The 21,618-nt window shown below is 69.4% G+C and carries 19 protein-coding genes and 1 pseudogene; 13 read left to right on the top strand and 7 right to left on the bottom strand.

Annotated elements, in window-relative coordinates; translation table 11 throughout:
- Positions 1–3: 3 nt before the first annotated feature.
- Both ACFLIT_RS13905 and ACFLIT_RS13900 read right to left on the bottom strand, forming a co-directional pair.
- On the bottom strand, positions 4–3,546 hold the full coding sequence (locus ACFLIT_RS13905; RefSeq protein ID WP_479911847.1) for a glycosyltransferase: 3,543 nt from the start codon (positions 3,544–3,546) through the stop codon (positions 4–6).
- Positions 3,547–3,684: 138 nt separating this feature from the next.
- A pseudogene (locus ACFLIT_RS13900) lies at positions 3,685–3,972 on the bottom strand (HU family DNA-binding protein); the annotation flags it as partial.
- Positions 3,973–4,204: 232 nt separating this feature from the next.
- Here ACFLIT_RS13900 and ACFLIT_RS13895 point away from each other — a divergent pair.
- From ACFLIT_RS13895 to ACFLIT_RS13860, 8 genes are all read left to right on the top strand, one after another.
- Positions 4,205–4,915, top strand: a complete 711-nt coding sequence (locus ACFLIT_RS13895; RefSeq protein ID WP_479911846.1) for a CoA transferase subunit A — start codon at positions 4,205–4,207, stop codon at positions 4,913–4,915.
- Between the two features lie 3 nt (positions 4,916–4,918).
- Positions 4,919–5,566, top strand: a complete 648-nt coding sequence (locus ACFLIT_RS13890; RefSeq protein ID WP_479911845.1) for a CoA transferase subunit B — start codon at positions 4,919–4,921, stop codon at positions 5,564–5,566.
- A gap of 8 nt (positions 5,567–5,574) precedes the next feature.
- Positions 5,575–6,279, top strand: coding sequence for a protocatechuate 3,4-dioxygenase subunit beta (gene pcaH / locus ACFLIT_RS13885; protein ID WP_479911881.1), 705 nt, complete (start codon positions 5,575–5,577; stop codon positions 6,277–6,279).
- Complete coding sequence (pcaG, locus tag ACFLIT_RS13880; RefSeq protein ID WP_479911844.1) at positions 6,272–6,931, top strand: protocatechuate 3,4-dioxygenase subunit alpha; 660 nt, start codon at positions 6,272–6,274, stop codon at positions 6,929–6,931. The genes pcaH and pcaG overlap by 8 nt, the downstream gene beginning before the upstream one ends.
- A gap of 21 nt (positions 6,932–6,952) precedes the next feature.
- On the top strand, positions 6,953–8,110 hold the full coding sequence (gene pcaB, locus ACFLIT_RS13875; RefSeq protein WP_479911843.1) for a 3-carboxy-cis,cis-muconate cycloisomerase: 1,158 nt from the start codon (positions 6,953–6,955) through the stop codon (positions 8,108–8,110).
- The gene (pcaDC, locus tag ACFLIT_RS13870) at positions 8,110–9,303 is read left to right on the top strand and encodes a bifunctional 3-oxoadipate enol-lactonase/4-carboxymuconolactone decarboxylase PcaDC (RefSeq protein ID WP_479911842.1); all 1,194 of its coding nucleotides are present in this window, start codon (positions 8,110–8,112) and stop codon (positions 9,301–9,303) included. The genes pcaB and pcaDC overlap by 1 nt, the downstream gene beginning before the upstream one ends.
- On the top strand, positions 9,300–10,499 hold the full coding sequence (gene pcaF / locus ACFLIT_RS13865; RefSeq protein ID WP_479911841.1) for a 3-oxoadipyl-CoA thiolase: 1,200 nt from the start codon (positions 9,300–9,302) through the stop codon (positions 10,497–10,499). The genes pcaDC and pcaF overlap by 4 nt, the downstream gene beginning before the upstream one ends.
- A gap of 83 nt (positions 10,500–10,582) precedes the next feature.
- On the top strand, positions 10,583–11,083 hold the full coding sequence (locus ACFLIT_RS13860) for a sugar O-acetyltransferase (protein ID WP_479911840.1): 501 nt from the start codon (positions 10,583–10,585) through the stop codon (positions 11,081–11,083).
- A gap of 22 nt (positions 11,084–11,105) precedes the next feature.
- Here the strand turns inward: ACFLIT_RS13860 and ACFLIT_RS13855 are convergent, their stop codons facing one another.
- Genes ACFLIT_RS13855 through ACFLIT_RS13840 form a run of 4 tightly spaced genes read right to left on the bottom strand, consistent with a single transcriptional unit; the run spans position 11,106 to position 15,204 of the window.
- On the bottom strand, positions 11,106–11,669 hold the full coding sequence (locus tag ACFLIT_RS13855; protein ID WP_479911839.1) for a DUF3237 domain-containing protein: 564 nt from the start codon (positions 11,667–11,669) through the stop codon (positions 11,106–11,108).
- On the bottom strand, positions 11,669–12,793 hold the full coding sequence (locus tag ACFLIT_RS13850) for a 5-methyltetrahydropteroyltriglutamate--homocysteine S-methyltransferase (RefSeq protein ID WP_479911838.1): 1,125 nt from the start codon (positions 12,791–12,793) through the stop codon (positions 11,669–11,671). The genes ACFLIT_RS13855 and ACFLIT_RS13850 overlap by 1 nt, the downstream gene beginning before the upstream one ends.
- A 56-nt stretch (positions 12,794–12,849) precedes the next feature.
- Positions 12,850–13,689 carry a p-hydroxycinnamoyl CoA hydratase/lyase gene (locus ACFLIT_RS13845; protein WP_479911837.1) on the bottom strand — a complete coding sequence of 280 codons (840 nt, stop codon included), beginning with the start codon at positions 13,687–13,689 and terminating at the stop codon, positions 12,850–12,852.
- A gap of 45 nt (positions 13,690–13,734) precedes the next feature.
- The gene (locus ACFLIT_RS13840) at positions 13,735–15,204 is read right to left on the bottom strand and encodes an aldehyde dehydrogenase (RefSeq protein WP_479911836.1); all 1,470 of its coding nucleotides are present in this window, start codon (positions 15,202–15,204) and stop codon (positions 13,735–13,737) included.
- A gap of 100 nt (positions 15,205–15,304) precedes the next feature.
- On the opposite strand from ACFLIT_RS13840, the gene ACFLIT_RS13835 reads away from it, so the two are divergent.
- The 3 genes from ACFLIT_RS13835 to ACFLIT_RS13825 all read left to right on the top strand — a co-directional run bounded on the left by ACFLIT_RS13835 (position 15,305) and on the right by ACFLIT_RS13825 (position 18,734).
- Positions 15,305–15,790, top strand: coding sequence for a MarR family winged helix-turn-helix transcriptional regulator (locus ACFLIT_RS13835; RefSeq protein WP_479911835.1), 486 nt, complete (start codon positions 15,305–15,307; stop codon positions 15,788–15,790).
- A 103-nt stretch (positions 15,791–15,893) separates the two neighbouring features.
- Positions 15,894–17,450 carry an AMP-binding protein gene (locus ACFLIT_RS13830; protein WP_479911834.1) on the top strand — a complete coding sequence of 519 codons (1,557 nt, stop codon included), beginning with the start codon at positions 15,894–15,896 and terminating at the stop codon, positions 17,448–17,450.
- A 54-nt stretch (positions 17,451–17,504) separates the two neighbouring features.
- Positions 17,505–18,734, top strand: coding sequence for a PQQ-dependent sugar dehydrogenase (locus ACFLIT_RS13825; protein WP_479911833.1), 1,230 nt, complete (start codon positions 17,505–17,507; stop codon positions 18,732–18,734).
- Here the strand turns inward: ACFLIT_RS13825 and ACFLIT_RS13820 are convergent.
- Positions 18,731–19,675, bottom strand: coding sequence for a 3-keto-disaccharide hydrolase (locus ACFLIT_RS13820; protein ID WP_479911832.1), 945 nt, complete (start codon positions 19,673–19,675; stop codon positions 18,731–18,733). The two genes, ACFLIT_RS13825 and ACFLIT_RS13820, sit on opposite strands and share 4 nt — an antisense overlap.
- Before the next feature lie 157 nt (positions 19,676–19,832).
- Here ACFLIT_RS13820 and ACFLIT_RS13815 point away from each other — a divergent pair, with 157 nt between their 5' ends.
- Complete coding sequence (locus tag ACFLIT_RS13815; RefSeq protein ID WP_479911831.1) at positions 19,833–20,885, top strand: aromatic ring-hydroxylating dioxygenase subunit alpha; 1,053 nt, start codon at positions 19,833–19,835, stop codon at positions 20,883–20,885.
- A gap of 2 nt (positions 20,886–20,887) precedes the next feature.
- Complete coding sequence (locus tag ACFLIT_RS13810; RefSeq protein ID WP_479911830.1) at positions 20,888–21,613, top strand: GntR family transcriptional regulator; 726 nt, start codon at positions 20,888–20,890, stop codon at positions 21,611–21,613.
- The last annotated feature ends 5 nt before the right edge of the window (positions 21,614–21,618 follow it).

The following is a 21,618-nucleotide window of genomic DNA, read 5'->3' as shown; positions in this document are numbered from 1 at the left end:
TCGTCAGGCGCCGGGCCTCGCCACGCCCGCCTCAAGGGCGGCGCGCAGACGTTCGGCGGCGGCTTCGGCGACACCGCCTTCTTCGGCGACGGCCAGGCGAACCACGAACGGCTCGCGGGTCTTCACCGCCTCCAACGGGAAGTCGCCCATGCCGAGCACGGCGTCGACGCCCTCGCCGTTCGCCCAGCCCGGCTCCTCGGCGAGCAGGTAGCGCACCTTCCAGCCGAAGCGGGCGACCATCGCCTCACCGATGGCGTAGGCGCGCGCCAGGAGGGCGTCGTCAGCGTCGATCGGCAGGCCGAAGGCGACGGCCGGGGCGCGGCCGCGATAGGAGCCGTCGTCGGTGAACACCCGGCCGCGGTACTCGTCCACGATCCGGTCGCCCCAACGCTCGCGGAACAGCGCTTCGTTGGCCTTGCCCTGCCTGGCGCGCGTGTCGGCGTCGGCGCCGCGACGGGTGCTGTTCTTGGGGTGGAAGGCGGAGTGGCTGTTGAGGCTGACGATGGCCTTGCCGCCGTCCATGCGCATCTTGCAGCAGAAATCCAGGTCTTCGTGGCCGTAGATGAAGGCCTCGTCGAGCCCGCCGACGGCGAGGTAGTCAGCCTTGCGGCAGAGCATCACCGAAGCCGTCACCGCCGGGAAATAAGCCGGGCGGAGGCTGAGCAGTTGGTCGCTGGCGGTGGGGATGGCGTGGCGCGGGCGGAACCAGTGGCCGTCCCACACCCAGCGGACCCCGATGTGATAGGGCCGCAGCACCTCCTCGGGCAGGGGCGCGCTGTTGTATTGCTTGAGGCCCACGATGCCGATGTCCGGCGTCAGGTAGCGGACCATGCCGGTCAGCACATCCTCGCGGAAGACGACATCGTTGTTGAGCAGCAGGACGAGATCGCCCTTGGCCTCGCGGACGCCGAGGTTGCAGGACGCCGAATAGCTGTAGTTGGCGTCGCGCATGATGCGGCGGATCGGCAGCCGGTCCTGCCAACGGTCGAGCACGGCGGCGGTGTCGTCGGTCGAGGCGTGGTCGATGACGATGAGCTCGACGTTCGGATAGCGGTTGTAGGCCTTGAAGGAGGACAGCAGGCTTTCGAGCAGCTCCGCGCCTTCCAGCGACAGGATCACAGCCGAGACCAGGGGCGTATCCTCGAGCGGCGACGGCTCCGGGACCAGGCCGGCCAGGGCCGGCGGGGCTTCCTCGGTGATGAGGGCGAAGCTGTTCAGGCGGCGCAGGCCCGAGCGGTAGTCGCCGTCCAGCAGGTGCAGTTGCGCCAGCCGGCGGTGGGTCTCGACGTCGTCGGCCGTGATGGCCAGGCTCTGACTCCAGGCGGCGATGGCCTCCTTGATGCGGCCCTCGTCCTGCAGCCATTTGCCGAGGCGTTTCCACGGCTTGACCTTGTCGGGCGTCAGGCGGGCGGCAGCCTCCATATGCGGCATGGCGGTCTGCAGGTCGCGGCCTTCCAGCAGGTCCACGAGCTGTTCGTGGGCGCCGAGATCGTCGGGATCGACGGCGACCACGTCCTTCCAGGCGGCGACCCGGGCGTCGGTATCTTCACCGTCCATGACGATGGAGGCGATGCGCCGCCAGGAACGGACATCGGCGCGGTCGAGGGCGACGATGGCGCGGAGGAAGGGCAGCGCCTCCTCGCGGCGGCGTTCGCTATAGAGCATGGCGGCGGCGCGGCGCAGGGCGTCCATGTCGTCCGGCAGAACGGCGAGCAGCTTGCGCCAGGCGGCGACGGCGGCGTCGATATCACCCTGATCGGTGAGGACGATCGCCAGCTGGCGCTGCACCTCGGGATCTCCGGGCCGCAGGGCTTCCAGCTTGCGCAAGGTCGCAACCGCGCCGGCGGCGTCACCGGCCTTGGCGCGCGCCAGGGCGAGGCCGCGCAGGGTGACGGCGTCGTTCGGCTTGGCGGCCTGCACGCGCTTGAGGGTCGCCGACCGGGCGACAGACAGCGCCTCCCACGCCCAGTCGTCTTCAGGCGTAAGAGCGACCAACGCTTCGAGGTGAGGCTCGGCCTTGGACGGGCGCTGCTCGGCGATCAGCAATTCGATCAGGCGTTTGCGCAGGGCGGGGTCGGCGGGGTCGAGCTCGATGAGCGCCTCGTGCGCCGCGCGTTCACCGGCGACATCGCCCAGCGACCGGGCCCGCGAGCCGAAGCGCGCCCAGGCCTTGCGGTCGGCCCCCATCAGTTCGGCCGCGCGGCGCATGTGCACGGCGGCCTCCTCGCGGCGATCGAGCTGGTCGAGCAGCGGCGCCATGCGGACGTGCGGGCGTGGATCCTGCGGCTTCAGGGCCGCCATGGCGCGCCAGGCTTCGAGGGCCTGGGCCGGCTCGCCGACGACGCTCAGAGCCTCGGCGTAGCGCTGCTGGTCCGGCGCGGACTCCGGGCGCGCCAGGGCGATGGCCTCCAGGTGCGGCAGGGCCTCGGCGACCCGCCCCTCGCTCTGCAGCAGGGCCGCGTAGGGCGCGCGGAACTCCATCGGGTCGTCGACCAGGGCGGTGAGTTCGGCCAGGACCTCCAGCTCCAGACCCGTCGCCTTCTGGCTGTTGGCCAAACCGCGCAGCCGGCGACGCAGCTTGGTCTCGGTGGGATGCACGTGGGTGTAACGACGCATCAGCGCCATCGACTCGCCGGCCCGCCCGAGCTTCTCCAGCGCCGTGCCGGCCGCGCGGGCGATTTCGAGATCGCCGGGCGCGGCGTCGCTGGCCGACTTCCACGCCTCGGCCGCCGCCGCGTCGTCACCGAGGGCGGCGCTGACCTTGGCCAGACGCTTCCAGACGGTCGCGTCGCTACGGAGCTTCTGAGCGGCGAGCCGAAGGTGCGGCAGGGCCTCGGCCGGCCGGTCGGCTTCGTAGAAGGCGCCAAGCCAGAGGCGGGCCCCGATGGCGTCGGCGTCACGCGCCAGCAAGGCGTTGGCCGCGGCCTCGATGGCGGCGGCGTCCTCGGCCCCGAACCGACCCGCGCGCGCCGCGGCTTCGGCGGCCCGGCGGAAGGCCGGCTCCTGCGGGTCGATGACGGCGAGGCGTTCGAGATGGGGCGCGGCGCGGCCCGGGTCGTCCCGCAGCAGCAGGTCCGCCAGCCGTTGGCGCGGCAGCGGGGCGTCGGGCGCGGCGCGCGCCGCCTCCTCCCAGGCCTCGACCTGGGCGTTCCGGTCGCCGGCGCGGTCGGCGAGACCGCCGATGCGCAGCCTGAGGGCGGCGTCCTCGCCGGTCAGGGCGATGACCCGGCGCCAGGCGTAGGCCGCCTCGCCATAAACACCGATCTCTTCGAGGCGCTGCGCCAAGGCCCACCAGGCGCCGACATCGGCGTCGTCCAGCCGCACGAGGTTTCGCAGATGCTCGGCGCTCTCGCCGGGCCGGCCATGCTGGGCCGCCAGGCGGGCCGCCGCCTGCAGGGCGGCTCGGCGGGTTTCGATGTCGGAGGCCTCGGCCGCCTTGGACAGGCGCGCGAACGCCGCCTCGATCCGGCCGCCTCGCGCCTCGCGTTCCGCCGCCCGCAGCGTGAGACGCCGGCGCAGCGCGGATGCCCGTTGAGCGATGGTCATGATCGACCCCTATCCCGGATCGGCGGCGGGCTACAACCACGCAAGGGCGCCGCGCCAGACATGAAAGCCAGACATGGAAAAGGCGGTCCGGCTTTCACCGAACCGCCTTTGTTCAACGCTATAAGACGGTGAGACCGCTTACTTGTTGACGGCGTCCTTCAGCTGCTTGGCCGGCGTGAAGCTCACCTTCTTGCTGGCGGCGATTTCGATAACGCCGCCGGTGGCCGGGTTACGGCCGGTGCGGGCCGGCTTGTTCTGGACCTTGAACTTGCCGAAGCCCGGGATCGAGACTTCTTCGCCCTTGGCGGCGGCGGCGGCGACGCCGGCGAACACGCCGTCGATCACGGCCTTGGCCTGGGCCTTGGTCAGCTTGGAGTCAGCGGCGACAGCGGCGTCGACCAGATCGGAAACGTTCATTTGTTTTTTCTCCTGGGCTCTGCGGGCTTAGTCGCTTGCCCGCGGGTTGAGGCTAGCTAGAACGATTCTTCGTCGCACTGAGGCCCCGTAAGTGTCGTCAAGGCAAGCTAAGCCGGGACAAAACGCCTGATTCCTGGGGACGAAACTAGGCAGAAGGTTAATTTGTGCGCTTATCGCACGCCTGTGCGAGATTTGACGGAAGGCAAGGCGACCGCCTATTTGGAGGCGCTAGGAGAACGGCATGGCGAGCAAGATTTATCCCGACGCGAAGACGGCCCTCGAAGGCGTGGTGTTCGACGGCATGACGATCATGTCCGGCGGCTTCGGCCTTTCGGGCAATCCGGAGAACATGATCGCCGCCCTGCGCGAGAACGGGGTCAAGGGCCTGACCGTGATCTCCAACAACTGCGGCGCCGACGGTTTCGGCCTCTGGCAGTTGCTGAACAACGGCCAGATCAGGAAGATGGTCTCGAGCTACGTCGGCGAGAACAAGCTGTTCGAACAGCTCTACCTCTCCGGTGAGCTGGAGTTGGAGCTGAACCCGCAGGGCACTCTCGCCGAGCGCATCCGCGCCGGCGGCGCCGGCATCCCGGCCTTCTATACGGCCACGGGCGTCGGCACGGTGGTGGCCGAGGGCAAGCCGGTCGAAGAGTTCGAGGGTCGCAAATATGTGCGCGAAACCTGGCTGCGCGCCGACCTGGCCATCGTGAAAGCGTGGAAGGCCGACCCGGCGGGGAACCTCGTGTTCCGCAAGACCGCCCGCAACTTCAATCCGGTGATGGCGACGGCCGGCAAGGTGACCATCGTCGAGGTCGAGGAGATCGTCGAGGCAGGGCAGCTGGACGGCGACGCCATCCACACCCCGGGCGTCTATGTCGACCGGATCATTCTCGGCAAGAATTACGAAAAGCGGATCGAGAACCTCACCGTCCGCAAGCGCGAGGAAGCCTGAACCATGGCCTGGACCCGCGAACAGATGGCCGCCCGCGCCGCCCGCGAACTGCAGGACGGCTTCTATGTGAACCTCGGCATCGGCATCCCGACCCTGGTGGCGAACTATATCCCCGAGGGGGTGAACGTGACGCTGCAGAGCGAGAACGGCATGCTCGGCATGGGCCCCTTCCCCTATGAGGGCGAGGCCGATCCGGACCTGATCAACGCCGGCAAGCAGACGATCACCCAGCTGCCGACCTCCAGCTTCTTCTCGTCGGCCGACAGCTTCGCGATGATCCGCGGCGGTCACATCGACCTGACCGTGCTCGGCGCCATGGAGGTGTCGCAGGACGGCGACATCGCCAACTGGACGATCCCCGGCAAGATGGTGAAGGGCATGGGAGGCGCCATGGACCTGGTGGCGGGCGTCAAGCGCGTGATCGTGGTCATGGAACACAACAGCAAGTCGGGCGCGCCCAAGCTGCTGAAGAAATGCGCCCTGCCGCTGACCGGCATGGCCTGCGTCGACATGATCATCACCGATCTGGCGGTCTTTGACGTCGATCATGGCGGCGGCGGACTGACGCTGCGGGAACTGGCCCCGGGCGTGACCGTCGAGGAGATTCAGGCCCGCACCGAAGCCGACTTCAAGGTGGGACTGCCTGCATGAAAGACGTGATGGGCTACCGGCGTGAGGACGCCGGTCAGCCGAACTCCCTATCGCCCGAGTACAAATCGACGGTTCCGCGCTCGCCGCGACAGCCCTTGATCAAGATTCCGCACACTCTGACCGAGACCACGGGCCCCGCCGGCCGATGGGACGACCTGATGGGCGGCGCGATGGCCGACCTGACGACCCAGCACAAGGCCATGCCGCAGGGCCAGCGGATCATCGTCTCGGGCCGCGTGCTCGACGAGAACGGCCGCCCCGCGCCCAACACGGTGATGGAAATCTGGCAAGCCAACGCCGCCGGCCGCTACATCCATGTGAAGGACCAGTGGGACGCCCCGCACGACCCGAACTTCACCGGCGCGGGCCGCGTGGTGACCGACGACCAGGGCCGCTATCGCTACACGACCATCCGCCCGGGCGCCTACCCGTGGGGCAATCACCACAACGCCTGGCGTCCGGCGCACATCCACCTGTCGCTGCTGGGGCCGGCCTTCGCCACCCGCCTGGTGACCCAGTTCTATTTCCCGGACGATCCGCTGATCGAGATCGACCCGATCGCCAACGCCGTGCCCCTGCCCTATCGCCAGCGTATGGTCTCGCGGTTCGACATCGAGACCACCCAGCCCAACTGGGCGCTGGGCTACCTGTTCGACATCGTGCTGCGCGGCCGCGACGCGACGCCCTTCGAGGACGATCACGACCATGGCTGACGACAACCAGAGCCCCGAACTGTTCGGCCAGACGCCGTCGCAGACCGTCGGCCCGTTCTTCCACTACGGACTGGCCTGGAAGGGCGGCGCGGACTTGGTCGGCGCCGATCCGATCGGCGCGCGGCCAGACCTCTTCCCGGAAGAGAACTACAAGCTGAACGTCTCCAAGCCGCGCGGCGCCGTCAGCGGCGAGGTCATCATCGTCGAAGGCCGCGTCACCGACGCCGCCGGCGCGCCGGTGTCCGACGCCATGATCGAGATCTGGCAGGCCAATTCGGGCGGCCGCTACGCCAGCCCGGACGATGTCCGCGAAGAAATCCCGCTGGACGAAGGCTTCATCGGCTTCGGCCGCTCCTCGACCACCGACGACGGCGTCTACCGCTTCCGCACCGTGCGCCCCGGCCCAGTGCCTGGTCCCGGCAACAGTCTGCAGGCGCCGCACATCGCCGTCGGCGTCATGGGCCGCGGCCTGATCAAGCGGCTGGTGACCCGCCTCTATTTCCAGGACGCCGAGGCCAACGCCGACGATCCGATCCTGGCCCTCGTACCCGCCGAGCGGCGCCACACCCTGATCGCCCGCAAGGACGGTGAAGTCTGGCGGTTCGACATCCGCTTGCAAGGCGCCGACGAAACCGTCTTCTTCGACGTCTGACCTTCAGGGAAGGACGCGCCCTTGGCCTCACTGATCCGCGATCTCGCCGCCTCCAGCCCTGAAATGCTGGCGGTCTTCGACGACGCGGCCCTGGTGCGCGCGGCCCTGGCCTTCGAGGCCGCGCTCGCCCGCGCCGAGGCGGCTGAGGGCCTGATCCCGGCCGCTCACGCCAAGGCCATCGTCCAGGCCTGCGCTGAGCCGGTCGATATCGAGGCGCTGGCAGCCGAGGCGGCGCACGCCGGCACCCTGGCGATCCCGCTGGTCGCCCGCCTGCGCGAAACCATCGCCAAGATCGACGCCGAGGCCGCCAAGTCGGCGCACAAGGGCGCGACCAGCCAGGACGTGGCCGACACGGCGCTGTGCCTGCAGGGCAAGGCCGCCATGGTGCTGATCGAACGCGACGGCGTGGCCCTGCTCGCCGCCCTGCGCCGCCTGGCCGAGACCCACGCCGCCACCCCGATGCTGGGCCGCACCCTGCTGCAGGGCGCCCTGCCGATCACCTTCGGCCTCAAGGCCGCGAACTGGCGCCTCGGCGTCGGCGTCGCCCTGCAACGCCTGGGGGCCGAGGCCAGCGACGGCCTTGCCCTGCAGTTCGGCGGCGCGGCCGGCGCCCTGCACGGCCTGGACGACAAGGGCGAGGCCGTGGCCAAGGCGATGGCCGCCGAGCTCGGCCTGCACCTGCCGCCCATTCCCTGGCAGGCGCGGCGCGACGCCATCGCCGGCCTGGGCTCGGCCCTGGCGATCCTGATCGGGGCGGTGGGCAAGGTCGCCCGCGACGTCTCCCTGCTGATGCAGGGCGAGGTGGCCGAGGCCTTCGAGCCGCGCATCGCGGGCCGGGGCGGCTCTTCGGCCATGGCGCACAAGCGCAACCCGACCGGTTGCCAGACGGTGCTGACCGCCGCGATCCGCGCACCGCACCTGGCCGCTGCCCTCATTGCCGCCCTGCCGCAGGAGCACGAGCGCGGGCTCGGCGGCTGGCAGGCGGAAGGCCCGGTGCTGGCCGACCTCTTCAAGCTGGCCCACGGCGCGCTGGTCGCCATGCTGCCAGTGATCGAAGGTCTGGAGGTCGACGCCGAGGCGATGGCCCGCAACCTCGCCGCCGCCGGCGTGGGTGACGACACCGGCGAGGCCGAAGCCATGACCGCCCGCGCCCTCGCCTCTCAACAGGACGACGCCTGATGCCTTTCGCGACGACCGACAACGGCGTGCGCCTGTTCTGGCGGCTCGACGGCGCCGTCGAGAAGCCGACCCTGGTGCTGCTGAACTCCATCGGCACAGACATCGCGGCCTGGGACCGCGCCCTGCCCTATTTCCTGCCGCACTTCCGGGTGTTGCGGATCGACAACCGCGGCCACGGCGCTTCCGACGCGCCAGCCGGCGACTACAGCCTCGACCAGCTGGCGGCCGATACGCTGGCGGTGATGGACGCGGCCGGCGTCGGCTCGGCGGCGGTCTGCGGCGTCTCGCTGGGCGGCATGATCGGCATGACCCTGGCGCTGGCGGCGCCGGACCGCGTCACCGCCCTGGTTCCCGCCTGCACCTCGGCGGCGATGGACGTGGCCGCCTGGACGGCGCGGGTCGAACTGGTGCGCCGCGAGGGCATGGCCGGGGTGGTCGACCTCGCCATGGGCCGCTTCCTGACCGACGGCTTCCGCCGCCAGCGGCCGGAGATCGCCGAGACCCTGGGCGCCAGCCTGCTGACGATGGATCCGGTCGGCTACGCCGGCTGCGCCGCCGCCATCCGCGACATGGACTTGCTCGGCAAGCTGCCGGGCCTCGCGGTTCCGACGCTCGTGGTCGGCGGGACGCACGACATCTCGACCCCCTTCCAAGGCAACGGCGACCGCATCGTCGCCGCCATCCCGGGCGCCCGCAGCGCCATGGTCGAAGGGCCGCACCTGCCGATGGTCGAGACCCCGGCCGCCTTCGCGGGCGTGGTGGTCGGCTTCCTGCACGATCTCGCCGCGGGGGGCGCGACGAAGGCCGCCGCCGAGACGCTGTATGACGCCGGAATGCTGAACCGCCGCGCGGTTCTGGGCGACGCCTGGGTCGACCGTTCGCTGGCCAGGAAGACCGAGTTCAATTCCGACTTCCAGGCGATGATTACCCGCATCGCCTGGCAGGAGATCTGGGGCCGCCCGGGCCTCGACCACCGCACCCGCCGTCTTCTGGTGCTGGCCATCTGCGCCTCGCTGGGCCGCTGGGAGGAGTTCCGCCTGCATGTGCGGGCCGGCCTCGCCCAGGGCGGGTTCACCCGGGACGAACTCAAGGAAGTGCTGATGCAGACGGCGATCTACGCCGGGGTGCCGGCCGCCAATACCGGGTTCAGCGAAGCCGCCGAAGTGATGGCGGAAATGGAGCGTGACGCGTGACTGAGGCCTTCATCTGCGACGCCATCCGCACCCCGATCGGGCGCTATGCGGGCGCCCTGGCGGCGGTGCGGGCCGACGACCTGGCGGCCGAGCCGCTGAAGGCCCTGATGGCCCGAAACCCTGGCGTCGACTGGGAAGCGCTGGACGACGTGATCCTCGGCAGCGCCAATCAGGCCGGCGAGGACAACCGCAACGTCGCCCGCATGGCCGCCCTGCTGGCGGGCCTGGGCGTCGGCGCCACCGGCTCGACGGTGAACCGCCTCTGCGCCTCCGGCCTGGACGCCGTGGGCGCGGCCGCCCGCGCCATCAAGGCCGGCGACCTCGACCTGCTGATCGCCGGCGGCGTCGAGAGCATGACCCGCGCGCCCTTCGTCATGCCCAAGGCCGAGACCGCCTTCAGCCGCGCCAACGCCGTCTACGACACCACCATCGGCTGGCGGTTCGTCAATCCGAAGATGAAGGCCGCCTTCGGCACGGATTCCATGCCCGAGACCGGCGACAACGTGGCCGCCGACCATGGCGTCAGCCGCGAGGACCAGGACGCCTTCGGCCTGCGCAGCCAGGCCCGCGCCGCCACCGCCCAGGCGAGCGGCCGCCTCGCCGCCGAGATCGCGCCGGTGAGCATTCCCCAGCGCAAGGGCGACCCGGTGATCGTGGATCGCGACGAGCACCCGCGCGCCACCTCGATGGAGGCGCTGGCCGGGCTGAAGCCGATCAACCCGGGCGGCACGGTGACCGCCGGCAACGCCGCCGGGGTCAACGACGGCGCGGCGGCGATGATCGTCGCCTCGGAGGCCGCCGTGAAGCGCCACGGCCTGACGCCCCGCGCCCGCGTGCTCGGCATGGCGGCCGGCGGCGTGCCGCCGCGCGTGATGGGCATCGGCCCCGTGCCGGCGGTGCGCAAGGTGCTGGAGCGCACGGGCCTCACCCTGGCGCAGATGGACGTGATCGAGCTGAACGAGGCCTTCGCCTCGCAGGCCCTGGCGGTGATGCGTGAGCTCGGCCTGCCCGACGACGCCGAGCACGTGAACCCCAACGGCGGCGCCATCGCGCTCGGCCACCCGCTCGGCATGAGCGGCGCGCGGCTGGCGATGACGGCGGTGGAAGAGCTGCAACGCCGCCAGGCGCGCTACGCCGTGGCGACCATGTGCATCGGCGTGGGCCAGGGGCTGGCGATGGTGGTGGAGCGGGTTTGAGCCCGCCCAGGCTGCGGGACGGAACGCCATCCAGGCCGGACGAGAGGATTATTCCCAGCCGGACGCTGGAGTCCGCCCAGTTCGTGGCCGAGGTCGAGCGGGCCATGGCGATCACGCCTTTGCTCAACCGATTGACCTATGCCGACACGGACAAGGTGGGCGCCCTCTTCGAGGACCTTACCGGCCAGCCGGTCGGCGCGCACTTCCGCCTCATCCCGCCGTTCTACGTCGATTGCGGAAGGAACATCCGCGTCGGAGCCCGCGTCTTCATCAACCAGAACTGCACGTTCTATTCGCTCGCCGACATCCATATCGGCGACGATGTCATGATCGGCCCCAACGTAAGCCTGATCACTTCAGGCCACCCCGTGGCGCCGTCGCGGCGGCGCAGTCAGCTGATCGGAAAGCCCATCGTCATCGAGAACGGCGTGTGGATCGCCGCCGGCGCGATCGTCATCGGCGGGGTGACCATAGGCGAAAACTCGGTGGTGGCGGCCGGGTCGGTCGTCACCCGGAAGGTGCCCGCCAACACGCTGGTCGGTGGAAATCCGGCACGCGTCCTGCGATCGATCGCCGAAGAATAGGCGATGCTCAGGGCCTTGGGCCCTACGCCACCGCCCAGTATTCAATCTCGACCGAGTCCGGCCAGCGCTTGCCGACGCCGACGAAGACGGTCTCCATCAGCCAGCGGTGCGGCCCGGAGGGTACGAAGAATCGCGGCGCGGTGCGCATGTAGTAGAGCGACGGGTCGAGCCGCTCGCCCGCCGCCAGACGCTGCATCACCTCGGGCGGGCCGGTGCGGACGCCGGGGTTGGTCACCCCGATGATCGCGCCGTCCGCGGCCTTCAAGGAGTATTTGGCTTCCAGGGTGGTCAGGCCATCGGGCCGCAGCGATTGCCAGTCGCCGCCGCCGTCAAGCACGACGCCCTGCAGGCGCGGCCCTTCGACCGTGCCGCCGGTGATCGGGATGAAGCGGTTGCGCAACCCGTCGGTGACGCCCTGTTCGAGCACCGGGCCGAGAGTGATGAACGCCCTGAACGCCAGGCTCAGGCCCGGCGGCTTGTCGGCCGCTGGGGTCTGAGCGTTCGCGGCTCCCGCCCCGGCCAGCAGGGCGCCGGCCGTGAGCATGGCGCGCCGGTCGACCTTGCGAGGGTCCAGGGCGTCCGCCATCAGACCTTGCCCCAGACGGCTTCGGTAACCTCGATCATGCGCTCGAGCTTGCGCCATTGATCGTCTTCCGAAAGGTCGTTGCCGTGCGACGTCGAGGAGAAGCCGCACTGGTGGCTGAGCGCCAGCTGCTCGAGCGGGGCGTAGACGGCCGCCTCCTCGATGCGGCGGATCACCTCGTCCTTGCTCTCGACCTCACGCTTCTTCGAGCTCATCAGGCCGAGCACGACGGCCTTGCCCTTGGGCAGGAAGCGCAGCGGGGCGAAGCCGCCCGAGCGCTCGTCATCGTATTCGAGGAAGAAGCTGTCGACATCCATCTCGTTGAGCAGGATTTCGGCGACCGGCTCGTAGGAGCCTTCGGCCACCCAAGCGCTCTTGAAATTGCCGCGGCAGAGGTGGACCGACAGGGTCATGTCGTCGTGACGGTTGGCCAGCGAGTGGTTCATCAGGCGGCAGTAGGCGCGGGTCAGGTCGTCCGGATCGTCGCCGCGATCCTTGGTCGACTGGCGGATCTTCGGATCGCAGAGGTAGGCGAGGTTCGTGTCGTCCAGCTGCAGATAGCGGCAGCCGCGTTCGGCCAGGTCGGCGGCTTCGGCGGCGTATGCGTCGCCGAGGTCTTTGTAGAACTGCTCGAGGTCCGGATAGATCGTCTCGTCGATGGCGGCGCGGCCGCCGCGGAAGTGCAGCATCGAGGGCGACGGGATGGTCACCTTGGCGGTCTTGCTGACCTGGCTCTTCAGGTAGTCGAAGTCAGCGCCCTGGATCGAGCGGGCGTGCTCGATCTTGCCGGCGACGTGGATGGTCGGCGGACGGAAGCCGACCTCGGTGCCGTCGTCCTTGCGGAACTTCGATTGGAACTCGCCGTAGGTGACCTCGACGCCGTCGAGCTGTTCCAGGAAGTCGACGTGGAAGAAGGTGCGGCGGAATTCGCCGTCGGTGACGCCCTTGAGGCCCACGGCTTCCTGCTTCTTCACCACCTCGGTGATGCACTCGTCCTCGATCTCGCGCAGGGCCTCGGCGCTGATCTCGCCGCTTTCCTTCTTGGCGCGGGCGTCACGCAGGCGCTGCGGGCGCAGGAAGCTGCCGACGTGGTCAGCACGGAACAGAGGGGGGGCGGTCTTGGCCACGCAGGCTCTCCTAATGCATCGATCTTGGTGCGTTCCGGCCATGTAGGCCGGTTCGGTCAGAGCTTATAGCTCGACAATCCGGGCTTGTAGGTCTTGTCGTCGATGAACTGACGAATGCCCTCTTTACGGCCCTCGGTCTTGTCCAGGTAGTTCAGCGACTCCTGACGAACCACGAGGTAGTCCTCGGCGGCGTCGAAGGGCATTTCCAGCACGCGCTTGAACGAGTCCTTGGCGGCCTTCAGCGTCGTCGGGTTCTTTTCCAGCAGCACGTCGCAGAGTTCGCGGACGTGGTCGCGCAGGTCGGCCAGCGGCACGCTCTCGTTGACCAGGCCCAGCTCGGCCGCCTTCCGGCCGCCGAAATTCTTGCCGGTGAGGATGTAGTACATGGCCTGACGCTGGGCCATCAGTTCGGCCACCACCTTGGTCACCGCCCCGCCCGGCAGGATGCCCCAGTTGATCTCCGAGATGCCGAAGGTCGCCTCGTCGGCGGCGACGGCGAGGTCGCAGGCGAACAGCGGGGCGAAGCCGCCGCCGAAGCACCAGCCGTTGACCATGGCGATGGTCGGCTTCTCGAACCAGCGCAGGCGCCGCCACCAGCCGTAGGCGTCCCGTTGCGCCTTGCGGGTGTGGATATGGCCCTTCGCCTCGGTCTCGCGGAAGTATTCCTTCAGGTCCATGCCGGCGGAGAAGGCGGTCCCCTCCCCGGTCAGCACCAGCACCCGGCAGCGGTCGTCGGCCTCCAGGTCGTCGAGCACCTCGTGCATGCGACGGTTGAGCGTCGGGTTCATGCAGTTGCGCTTGTCGGGCCGGTTGAGGCTGACCCAGGCGACGCCGTTGTCGAATTCGACGGAAACGACGTCCCCATCTGAACTTGGGGCGGCGGGGGTGTCGGTCATGATCGGTGGACTTTCAGAAGCTAGGAGCGAAGGGCCTGTCGGCCCTTAGATCGGGTAGTGGCCCGGCTGGGTCTCGATGGTGATCCAGCGCAACTCGGTGAACTCGGCGACGCCCGCCTTGCCGCCGAAGCGGCCGTAGCCGCTGGCCTTCACGCCGCCGAACGGCATCTGGGCCTCGTCGTGCACGGTCGGGCCGTTGACGTGGCAGATGCCCGACTGGATCTGCTTGGCCACCTTCAGGCCGCGCGCGATGTCGCGGGTGAAGACCGAGGCCGAGAGGCCGTATTCGGTGTCGTTGGCGATGCGGACGGCGTCCGCCTCGTCCCTGGCGCGGACGACGCTGACCACTGGGCCGAAGCTTTCCAGGCTGTAGATCGCCATCTCGGGCGTCACGCCGTCGACGACGGTCGCGCCCATCAGCACGCCCTGGGCCGGATCGCCCGAAACCTGCTTGGCGCCCTTCTTCACCGCGTCGGCCACGAGTTCGTTGACGCGGTTGACTGCAGCGACGTCGACCACCGCGCCCAGCGGCGTCTTGGCGGCGCGCGGATCGCCGGCGACCAGGGTCCTGGCCTTGGCGGCGAACTTCTCGACGAAGGCGTCGGCCACGGCGTCGACGACGATGATCTTCTCCGTCGACATGCAGATCTGGCCCTGATTCATGAAGGCGCCGAAGGCGGCGGCCTTCACCGCCTCGTCGAGGTCAGCGTCTTCCAGCACGATGAACGGCGCCTTGCCGCCCAGTTCCAGCAGCACCGGTTTCAGGTGCTCGGCGCACAGCTTGGCGATGATGCGGCCCACGTGGGTGGAGCCGGTGAAGTTCACGCGGCGCACGGCCGGGTGAGCGACCATGGCCGAGACGACGTCCGAAGCGTCCTCCGGCGCATTGGTGATGACGTTGACCACCCCGGGCGGGAAGCCGGCGGCCATCATCGCCTGGCCGATCAGATGATGGGTGCGCGGGCAGGTCTCGGAGGCCTTCAGCACCACGGTGTTGCCGCAGGCGAGCGGCAGGGCCACGGCGCGGACGCCGAGAATCACCGGAGCGTTCCATGGGGCGATGCCCAGCACCACGCCGACCGGCTGGCGCGTGGCCATGGCGATGCAGCCCGGCTTGTCCGACGGAATCACCTCCCCGCCGATCTGGGTGGTCATGGCGCCGGCTTCGCGCAGCATGCTGGAGGCCAGCATGACGTTGAAGCGGGCCCAGCCCTCGGTGGCCCCGATCTCCTCGCACATGGCCGAGACGAACTGGTCGGCAAGGCCCGCGACGGCGTCGGCCGCCTTGCTCAGCATGGCGCGGCGGGCGTTGGGGCCGAGCTCCGACCAGGCCGGAAAGGCGGCGGCGGCCGCATCGCAGGCGGCGCGGGCGTCGGCCGGGTTGGCCGCCGCGGCGCGGGTGGCGACGCCGCCGGCCACCGGATTATGCCGCTCGAACGTGCGCCCGTTGGCGGCGCCCACCGATTGCGCGCCGATCAGCAGATCAACGCTCGCCAAACCCGACGAACCGTCCATGATTGCATCTCCCTTGGGCGGAGCTTTTCTGAGCGCGCCCCGCATTTGATATGCACCATAACAATTGCGGCCAGCGCCGCAAGCTGCAACAGAGAGCCTTATGGCCCCTTCTCAGCTCGCCGACACCGTCGAAACCGACACCGAAACCGCCAATGTAAACGATCCCCCCGGCGATCTGCGCGACCAGTTGGGCTTCGTGCTGCGGCTCGCCCAGGTCAGCGCCTTCCGCGACCTGATCGAGGCCCTGAAGCCCTTCGACCTGCGCCCGACCGACTTTTCCGTCCTGACAGTGGTGTCCGCCCTGCCCGGCCTGAAGCAGCAGGCGGTGGGCGAGGCCCTACGGGTGCAGCGGCCGAATCTGGTGGCGATCATCGACCAGCTGGAGGCCCGCGACCTGGTGCGGCGCGACCCGTCGCCGAGCGACCGCCGCAGCCACGCCCTGCGTCTGACCACCGCCGGAGAAGCTTTGTTGAAAGAGGCGCGGCTCGCCCAGTCGGCGCATGAGGCGCGGCTGACCGCGGCGCTCGGCGACGCCGACCGCGAGGTGGTGATGACCGCCCTGCGCCGGATCGCCGACGCCTTCTAGATCAACAGCCCAGGCCGCTTGAGGTTATAAGGTATAACGATTATTCCCCTCGGCGAAGGCGCGCGACCGATGACGCGTCGAGGGGGCCAGGACGAGCAGCACGATGAGCGCCACACGGACCTTCCTCGCCGCCACCCCGCTCGATCTGGCCGTCGGCTTCACCGACCCTATCGCCTACCACGCCGCCATCACGCCGGGCCGAATGGCCATCCGCGACCTCGATCGCGAGCGAGACTTCACCTGGGCCGATCTGCACGCCCTGGTCAGCCGGGCCGCCGGCCTGCTGCTGTCGATGCTGGGCGAGCCGGCCGGCGAGCGTGTCGCCGTGCTGATGCGCAACAATGTCGAGCAGATCGCCCTGCAGTTCGCCTGCGGCCGGATCGGCGCGATCTTCGTGCCGATGAACTGGCGACTGACCGGGCCGGAGCTGGCGCTGGTGGCGCGGGACGCGACGCCGCGCGTGATCTTCCACGACGCCGACTTCGACGCCGTCCTGCCCTCGCTCGAAGGCCTCGGCGCGACGCTGATCGAGGCCGGCGACATGATCGCCCGCCTGCACGCCGCCGCGCCGGCGCCGCCCCTGCCGCCGACCGACCCCGACGCGCCGAACACCTTGCTCTACACTTCCGGCACCACGGGCCTGCCGAAGGGCGTGATCATCACCGCCCGTAACGCCGCCGCCTCCTCCGCCAACTATGGCCTGGGCAATCGGGTGGGGCCGGATTCGGTCTTCCTCTGCGACATGCCGATGTTCCACACCGTCGGCCTCTACGCGATGACGCGCACGTCGCTGCAGCACGGCGGCCTGCTGCTGCTCTCCACCCGCTTCGACGGCGAGCGCACCCTGGAGCGATTGCGCGATCCGGCGCTGGGCGTGACCCACTTCTTCTGCGTGCCGCAGATGGCGCAGATGCTGCGTCTGCAGCCGAGCTACCGGCCGGGCGATCTCTCGCGCCTCACCGTCTTCTCGACCGGCGGCGCCCCGCACGCGGCGGCGATGATCCATCGCTGGCTCGACGAGGGCGTCTACATGTCCGACGGCTACGGCATGACCGAGACCGGCAGCGGCTTCGGCATGCCGCTGGACCTGGCGAAGATCCGCGAAAAGGCCGGCTCGGTGGGCCTGCCCTATGTAGCCATGGCCGTGCGGGTGGTCGATCCGGATGGAAACGACGTGGCGGTCGGCGAGATCGGCGAGATCTGGATGAAGGGTCCGGGCGTCAGCCCCGGTTATTGGAACCAGCCCGAGGCGACGGCCAGGGCCTTCCAGGACGGCTGGCTGCGCAGCGGCGACGCGGGCCGGCTGGACGCAGACGGCTATCTCTACCTGGTCGACCGCTGGAAGGACATGTTCATCTCGGGTGGCGAGAACGTCTATCCGGCCGAGGTGGAAGCCGCGATCCTGGCGCTGGACGCCGTCGCCCACGTGGCGGTGATCGGCGTGGACGACGAGAAGTGGGGTGAAGTCGGCGTGGCCTATGTCGTCGCCGCGCCCGGCCACAGCCTCGATGAGTCGGCGGTCATCGCCCACTGCCGCAGCCGCATCGCCGGCTACAAGGCGCCGAAAACGGTGAGGATCGTCGAAGACCTGCCGCGCACCGCTTCAGGCAAGGTGCGGAAGGACGTACTGCGGACGTTGCACGCTGAGGACGCCAACTGAGATAACCGCGGCGAACGCGGACCGCGCTTGGCCGCGACTCGGGGTGGACATCTCATGAGCTTGTCATTGATTGCCTTCGCGCTCGCAGCCGCCCTGCAAGCGGCCGAAGCCCAGCTCCCCACCCCGGCGCCTGCGCCCCGCCCCCCGGCGCCGCCTTCACCACTGGTCGAGAACCGGCCCAAGACCCTGCCGGACGCCCAGCCGGCTTATCCGACGCAGACCCGCGCGCCGGTCGCCAGGACCGACACCGCCTACCAAGTCAGCGATGTCGCCACCGGCCTGGTGAATCCCTGGGGCATGACCTTCCTGCCCGATGGACGCATCCTGGTCACCGAGCGCCCGGGCCGGTTGCGGCTGGTTTCCGGCGGTAAGCTCTCCGAACCCTTGACCGGCGTGCCGGCGGTGGCGGCGAAGGGCATCGCAGGCTTGTTCGATGTGAAGCTCGACCCGGCGTTCGCCAAGACCCGCGCGGTCTACCTCTCCTTCCACGAGCAACGGGGCGATCTTGTCGGCGTCTCGGTGTTCCGCGGCGTGCTCAAGCACGACGCCAGCGGCTTCGAAAGCGGCGCCGTGATCTTCCATGCCGAACCTGGCGTGGCGAAGGGCGGTGACATGGGAGGGCGGATGCTGTTCGACCGCTCAGGCGCCCTTCTTTTGGCCATCGGCGAAGAGGGCATGGGCGCCGAGGTGCTGCAGAACCTCGGCAACGATCTCGGCAAGGTGGTGCGCATCGACACGCGTGGCGCACCCGCCAAAGGCAATCCACGCCTGCCGGGCGCGAGGCCGGAAATCTACGCCTATGGCATGCGCGATCCGCAGGGCCTGGCGCTCGACGCCAAGGGGCGGATCTGGGCGATGGATCATGGGCCGCTCGGCGGCGATGCGGTAAAGCTGGTGCTGCCGGGCCGCAACTACGGTTGGCCGCTGATCGCCTATGGACTCGGCAACGACAAGAAGCCGGTGGGCGACGGCGCCACCGCCAAGCCGGGCATTGAGCAGCCTGTCTACTACTATGACCCCGCGATCGGGGCGTCGGGCCTCGCGATCTATGATGGCCGGATGTTCCCAGCCTGGCGCGGCGATCTTCTGGGCGCCGCCCTGGCGGGCAAGCATGTGAGCCGCCTGGTTCTCAAGAACGACCGGGTGGTCGCCGAGGAGCGGTTGTTCACCGAGCTGAACGAACGCATCCGCCAAGTCGTCGTCGGCCCCGACGGCGCGGTCTACCTGCTGACCGACAGCGCCCAGGGCCGTATCCTCAAGGTGACGCCGAGGCTTGCGAGCTAGCGGGCCGTCACTGTCGGCAGCCGGTCGATCGGTTCGAGCACAATATTGCGGAAGAAGGTTTCCGCGCCCTCCGACTGCAGCTGGATGCGGCCGTGGGTCAGGGGCGTGCGCTTGCCGGCCTCGTCCACGGTCTCGATGCCGTGGACCATCATCACCGGCTGGCCGTTGACCACATGCACCGCCTTGTCGCCGAGCACGTAGAGATCGAGCGTGTTCCACTCGCCGGCCGGTCGCTCGGCGTCGCGGGCGTTCTCGACATTCCAGGCGGGCGAGACGACCTCGACCTCCCGGCCGCCGAGCATGAACCGGCGCTGCGGATAGATGATCGTGGCGTCGCGGCCCACGAAGCTGTGTGGGCGGGTGTTCTCGCCGACCCGCACCACCATGCCGGTCGAGCCTTGCATGATTTCGAACTCGACCGCCTTCATCCAGGTGCCGGTCGAAGCGCCCTGGGGTCCGTAGCTGTGGTAGAGCAGCCCATTGTTGGCCGGTAGGTTGACGCGGGGCGGCCAACGCCCCTTGCCCCACTTGTACTCCAGGCGCAGGTGGTAGTTCCCGTAGTCGCCCTTGTGGACCAGGGCGCCCCAGATTTTGCCGTTGACGTAGAGCGCCGGCCGGCCGTTCTCGGTCACCACCTTGAACATTTCGTCGGCGCCCGCGTGGCCGAGCGGCGCTTCGGGCGGATTGCGATAGGTCTTGGCCGGATCGGCGTAGCCCAGCCAACCTTCCCACTCAGCGAGGTCGCGGCCGTTGAACAGGGCGACGCTTGGGCCGGTCGCCTTCGGCAGGTCGCTCAGGACCAGCGCCTGGGGCTTGAAGGCGGGATCGTCGGCGACGACGGCCGCCCTCGCCGCGGCCGCCTCGACCTGAGCGGGCGTCGGGGCCGCGGCCCGGGGTTGCGCGGCGACGGGAGCGGCGCAGACGGCCAACAGCAGACTCATCACGGCTCGCCGCATCATTCGCCCTCCCATCCCTCTGGCCGCCTCGACCGATAGCGCCGTTCGCCGAACGGAAACAGACCGAGAAAGGCGAAAAGCCACAATCCGGCCCTGGCCTTCGGCGGACTCCAATGTATACATGAAGCCCCGGAGGATCCCGATGCGTCGCACATTCCCGCTCAATGCCTGGTACGCCGCCGCCTGGGACGCGGAGCTGAAGCACGAGTTGCTCGCCCGCACCATCTGCAACAAGAAAATGGTCATGTACCGGGCGGAAACCGGTGAAGCCGTGGTGTTGGAGGACGCCTGCTGGCACCGGCTGGTGCCGCTATCGATGGGCAAGCTGAAGGGCGACAACGTTCAGTGCGCCTACCATGGCCTTGTGTACAATAAGCATGGCCGCTGCGTTCACATGCCCTCGCAGGAAACGATCAATCCGTCGGCGGCCGTGCGCAGCTATCCGGTGGTCGAGCGGCACCGCTTCGTCTGGGTGTGGCCCGGCGACCCGGCCCTGGCCGACCCGGCGCTGGTGCCCGACCTGCACTGGAACCACGATCCGGAATGGGCCGGCGACGGCAAGACCATCCACGCCGAGGCCGACTATCGGCTGATCGTCGACAACCTGATGGACCTCACCCACGAGACCTTCATCCACTCGTCGAGCATCGGCAACGACGCCGTGGCCGAGGCGCCCTTCGAGGTCACCCACGGCGACAAGACCGCCATGGTCACCCGCTGGATGGTCGACATCGAGCCGCCGCCGTTCTGGGCCAGCCAGTTGGGCGTTCCCGGCAATGTCGATCGCTGGCAGATCATCCGCTTCGAACCGCCGTGCACGGTAGCCATCGATGTCGGCGTGGCCCCCACCGGCGCCGGCGCTCCGCAGGGCGACCGGTCGAAGGGCGTCAGCATGGTGGTGATCAACACCATCACCCCGGCCACCGATAAGACCTGCCACTACTTCTGGGCCAACGTCCGCGACTACAAGATTCATGACCAGGCGATGACGACCCGCATCCGGGACTCGATCACCAAGGTGTTTCGCGAGGACGAGCTGATCGTCGAAGCCCAGCAGAGGGCGATCGACGAGAATCCCGATCACGTCTTCTACAACCTCAACATCGACGCCGGGGCGATGTGGGCGCGGCGGCTGATCGAACGGATGATCGACGCCGAGGAAGGCCCGAGCCCGGTCGGGCTGGCGGCCGAATAGCTATGGCCTCGCAGACCACTTCGGCCCTGCTGACCCTGCGCGAACAGGTGCTAAGCGGCGAGCTGGCGCCGGGCGAGCGGCTGCTGGAAATCCCCGTCGCCGAGCGGCTGGGCATGTCGCGGACGCCGGTGCGCACGGCGCTCGCCAAGCTGGCCGGCGAGGGCCTGCTGAACGCCCTGCCCCATGGCGGCTATGTAGTGCGCCGCTTCACCGAGGCCGATGTCGCCGAGGCCATCGAGATGCGCGGCGCCCTGGAGGGCCTGGCCGCCCGCTTCGCCGCCGAACGCGGCGCCGACCCGCAGAAGCTGGCCGCCCTGCGCGCCATGCTGGACGAGATCGACCGCCTGTTCTCCGGCCCGCAGATTTCGCCCACCGCCTTCGAGCGCTACGTCACCCTCAACGCCGCCTTCCACGACGGGCTTCTGGCGCTCGCCAACAGCCCGGCCCTGGCCGACCAGCTCGGCCGCGTCTACGCCCTGCCCTTCGCCTCGCCGAGCGGCTTCGTGATGGCCCAGGCCGAGACGCCCCAGGCCCTGCGCATCCTGCTCGTCGCCGAGGACCAGCACCGCTGCGTGCTGGAGGCCATCGAGATGCGTGACGGCGCCCGGGCCGAAGCCATCATGCGCGAGCACGCGCGCCTCGCCCGCCGCAACCTCCATACCGCCGCCAAGGACCAGCGCGCCTGGGATCAGGTGGCGGGCGCGGCCCTGATCGACCGCCGACGCTAGGACCC

The sequence above is a fragment of the Caulobacter sp. HJHS_5 genome (assembly GCF_056683955.1).
This window is presented reverse-complemented; position numbering and strand designations above follow the sequence as displayed.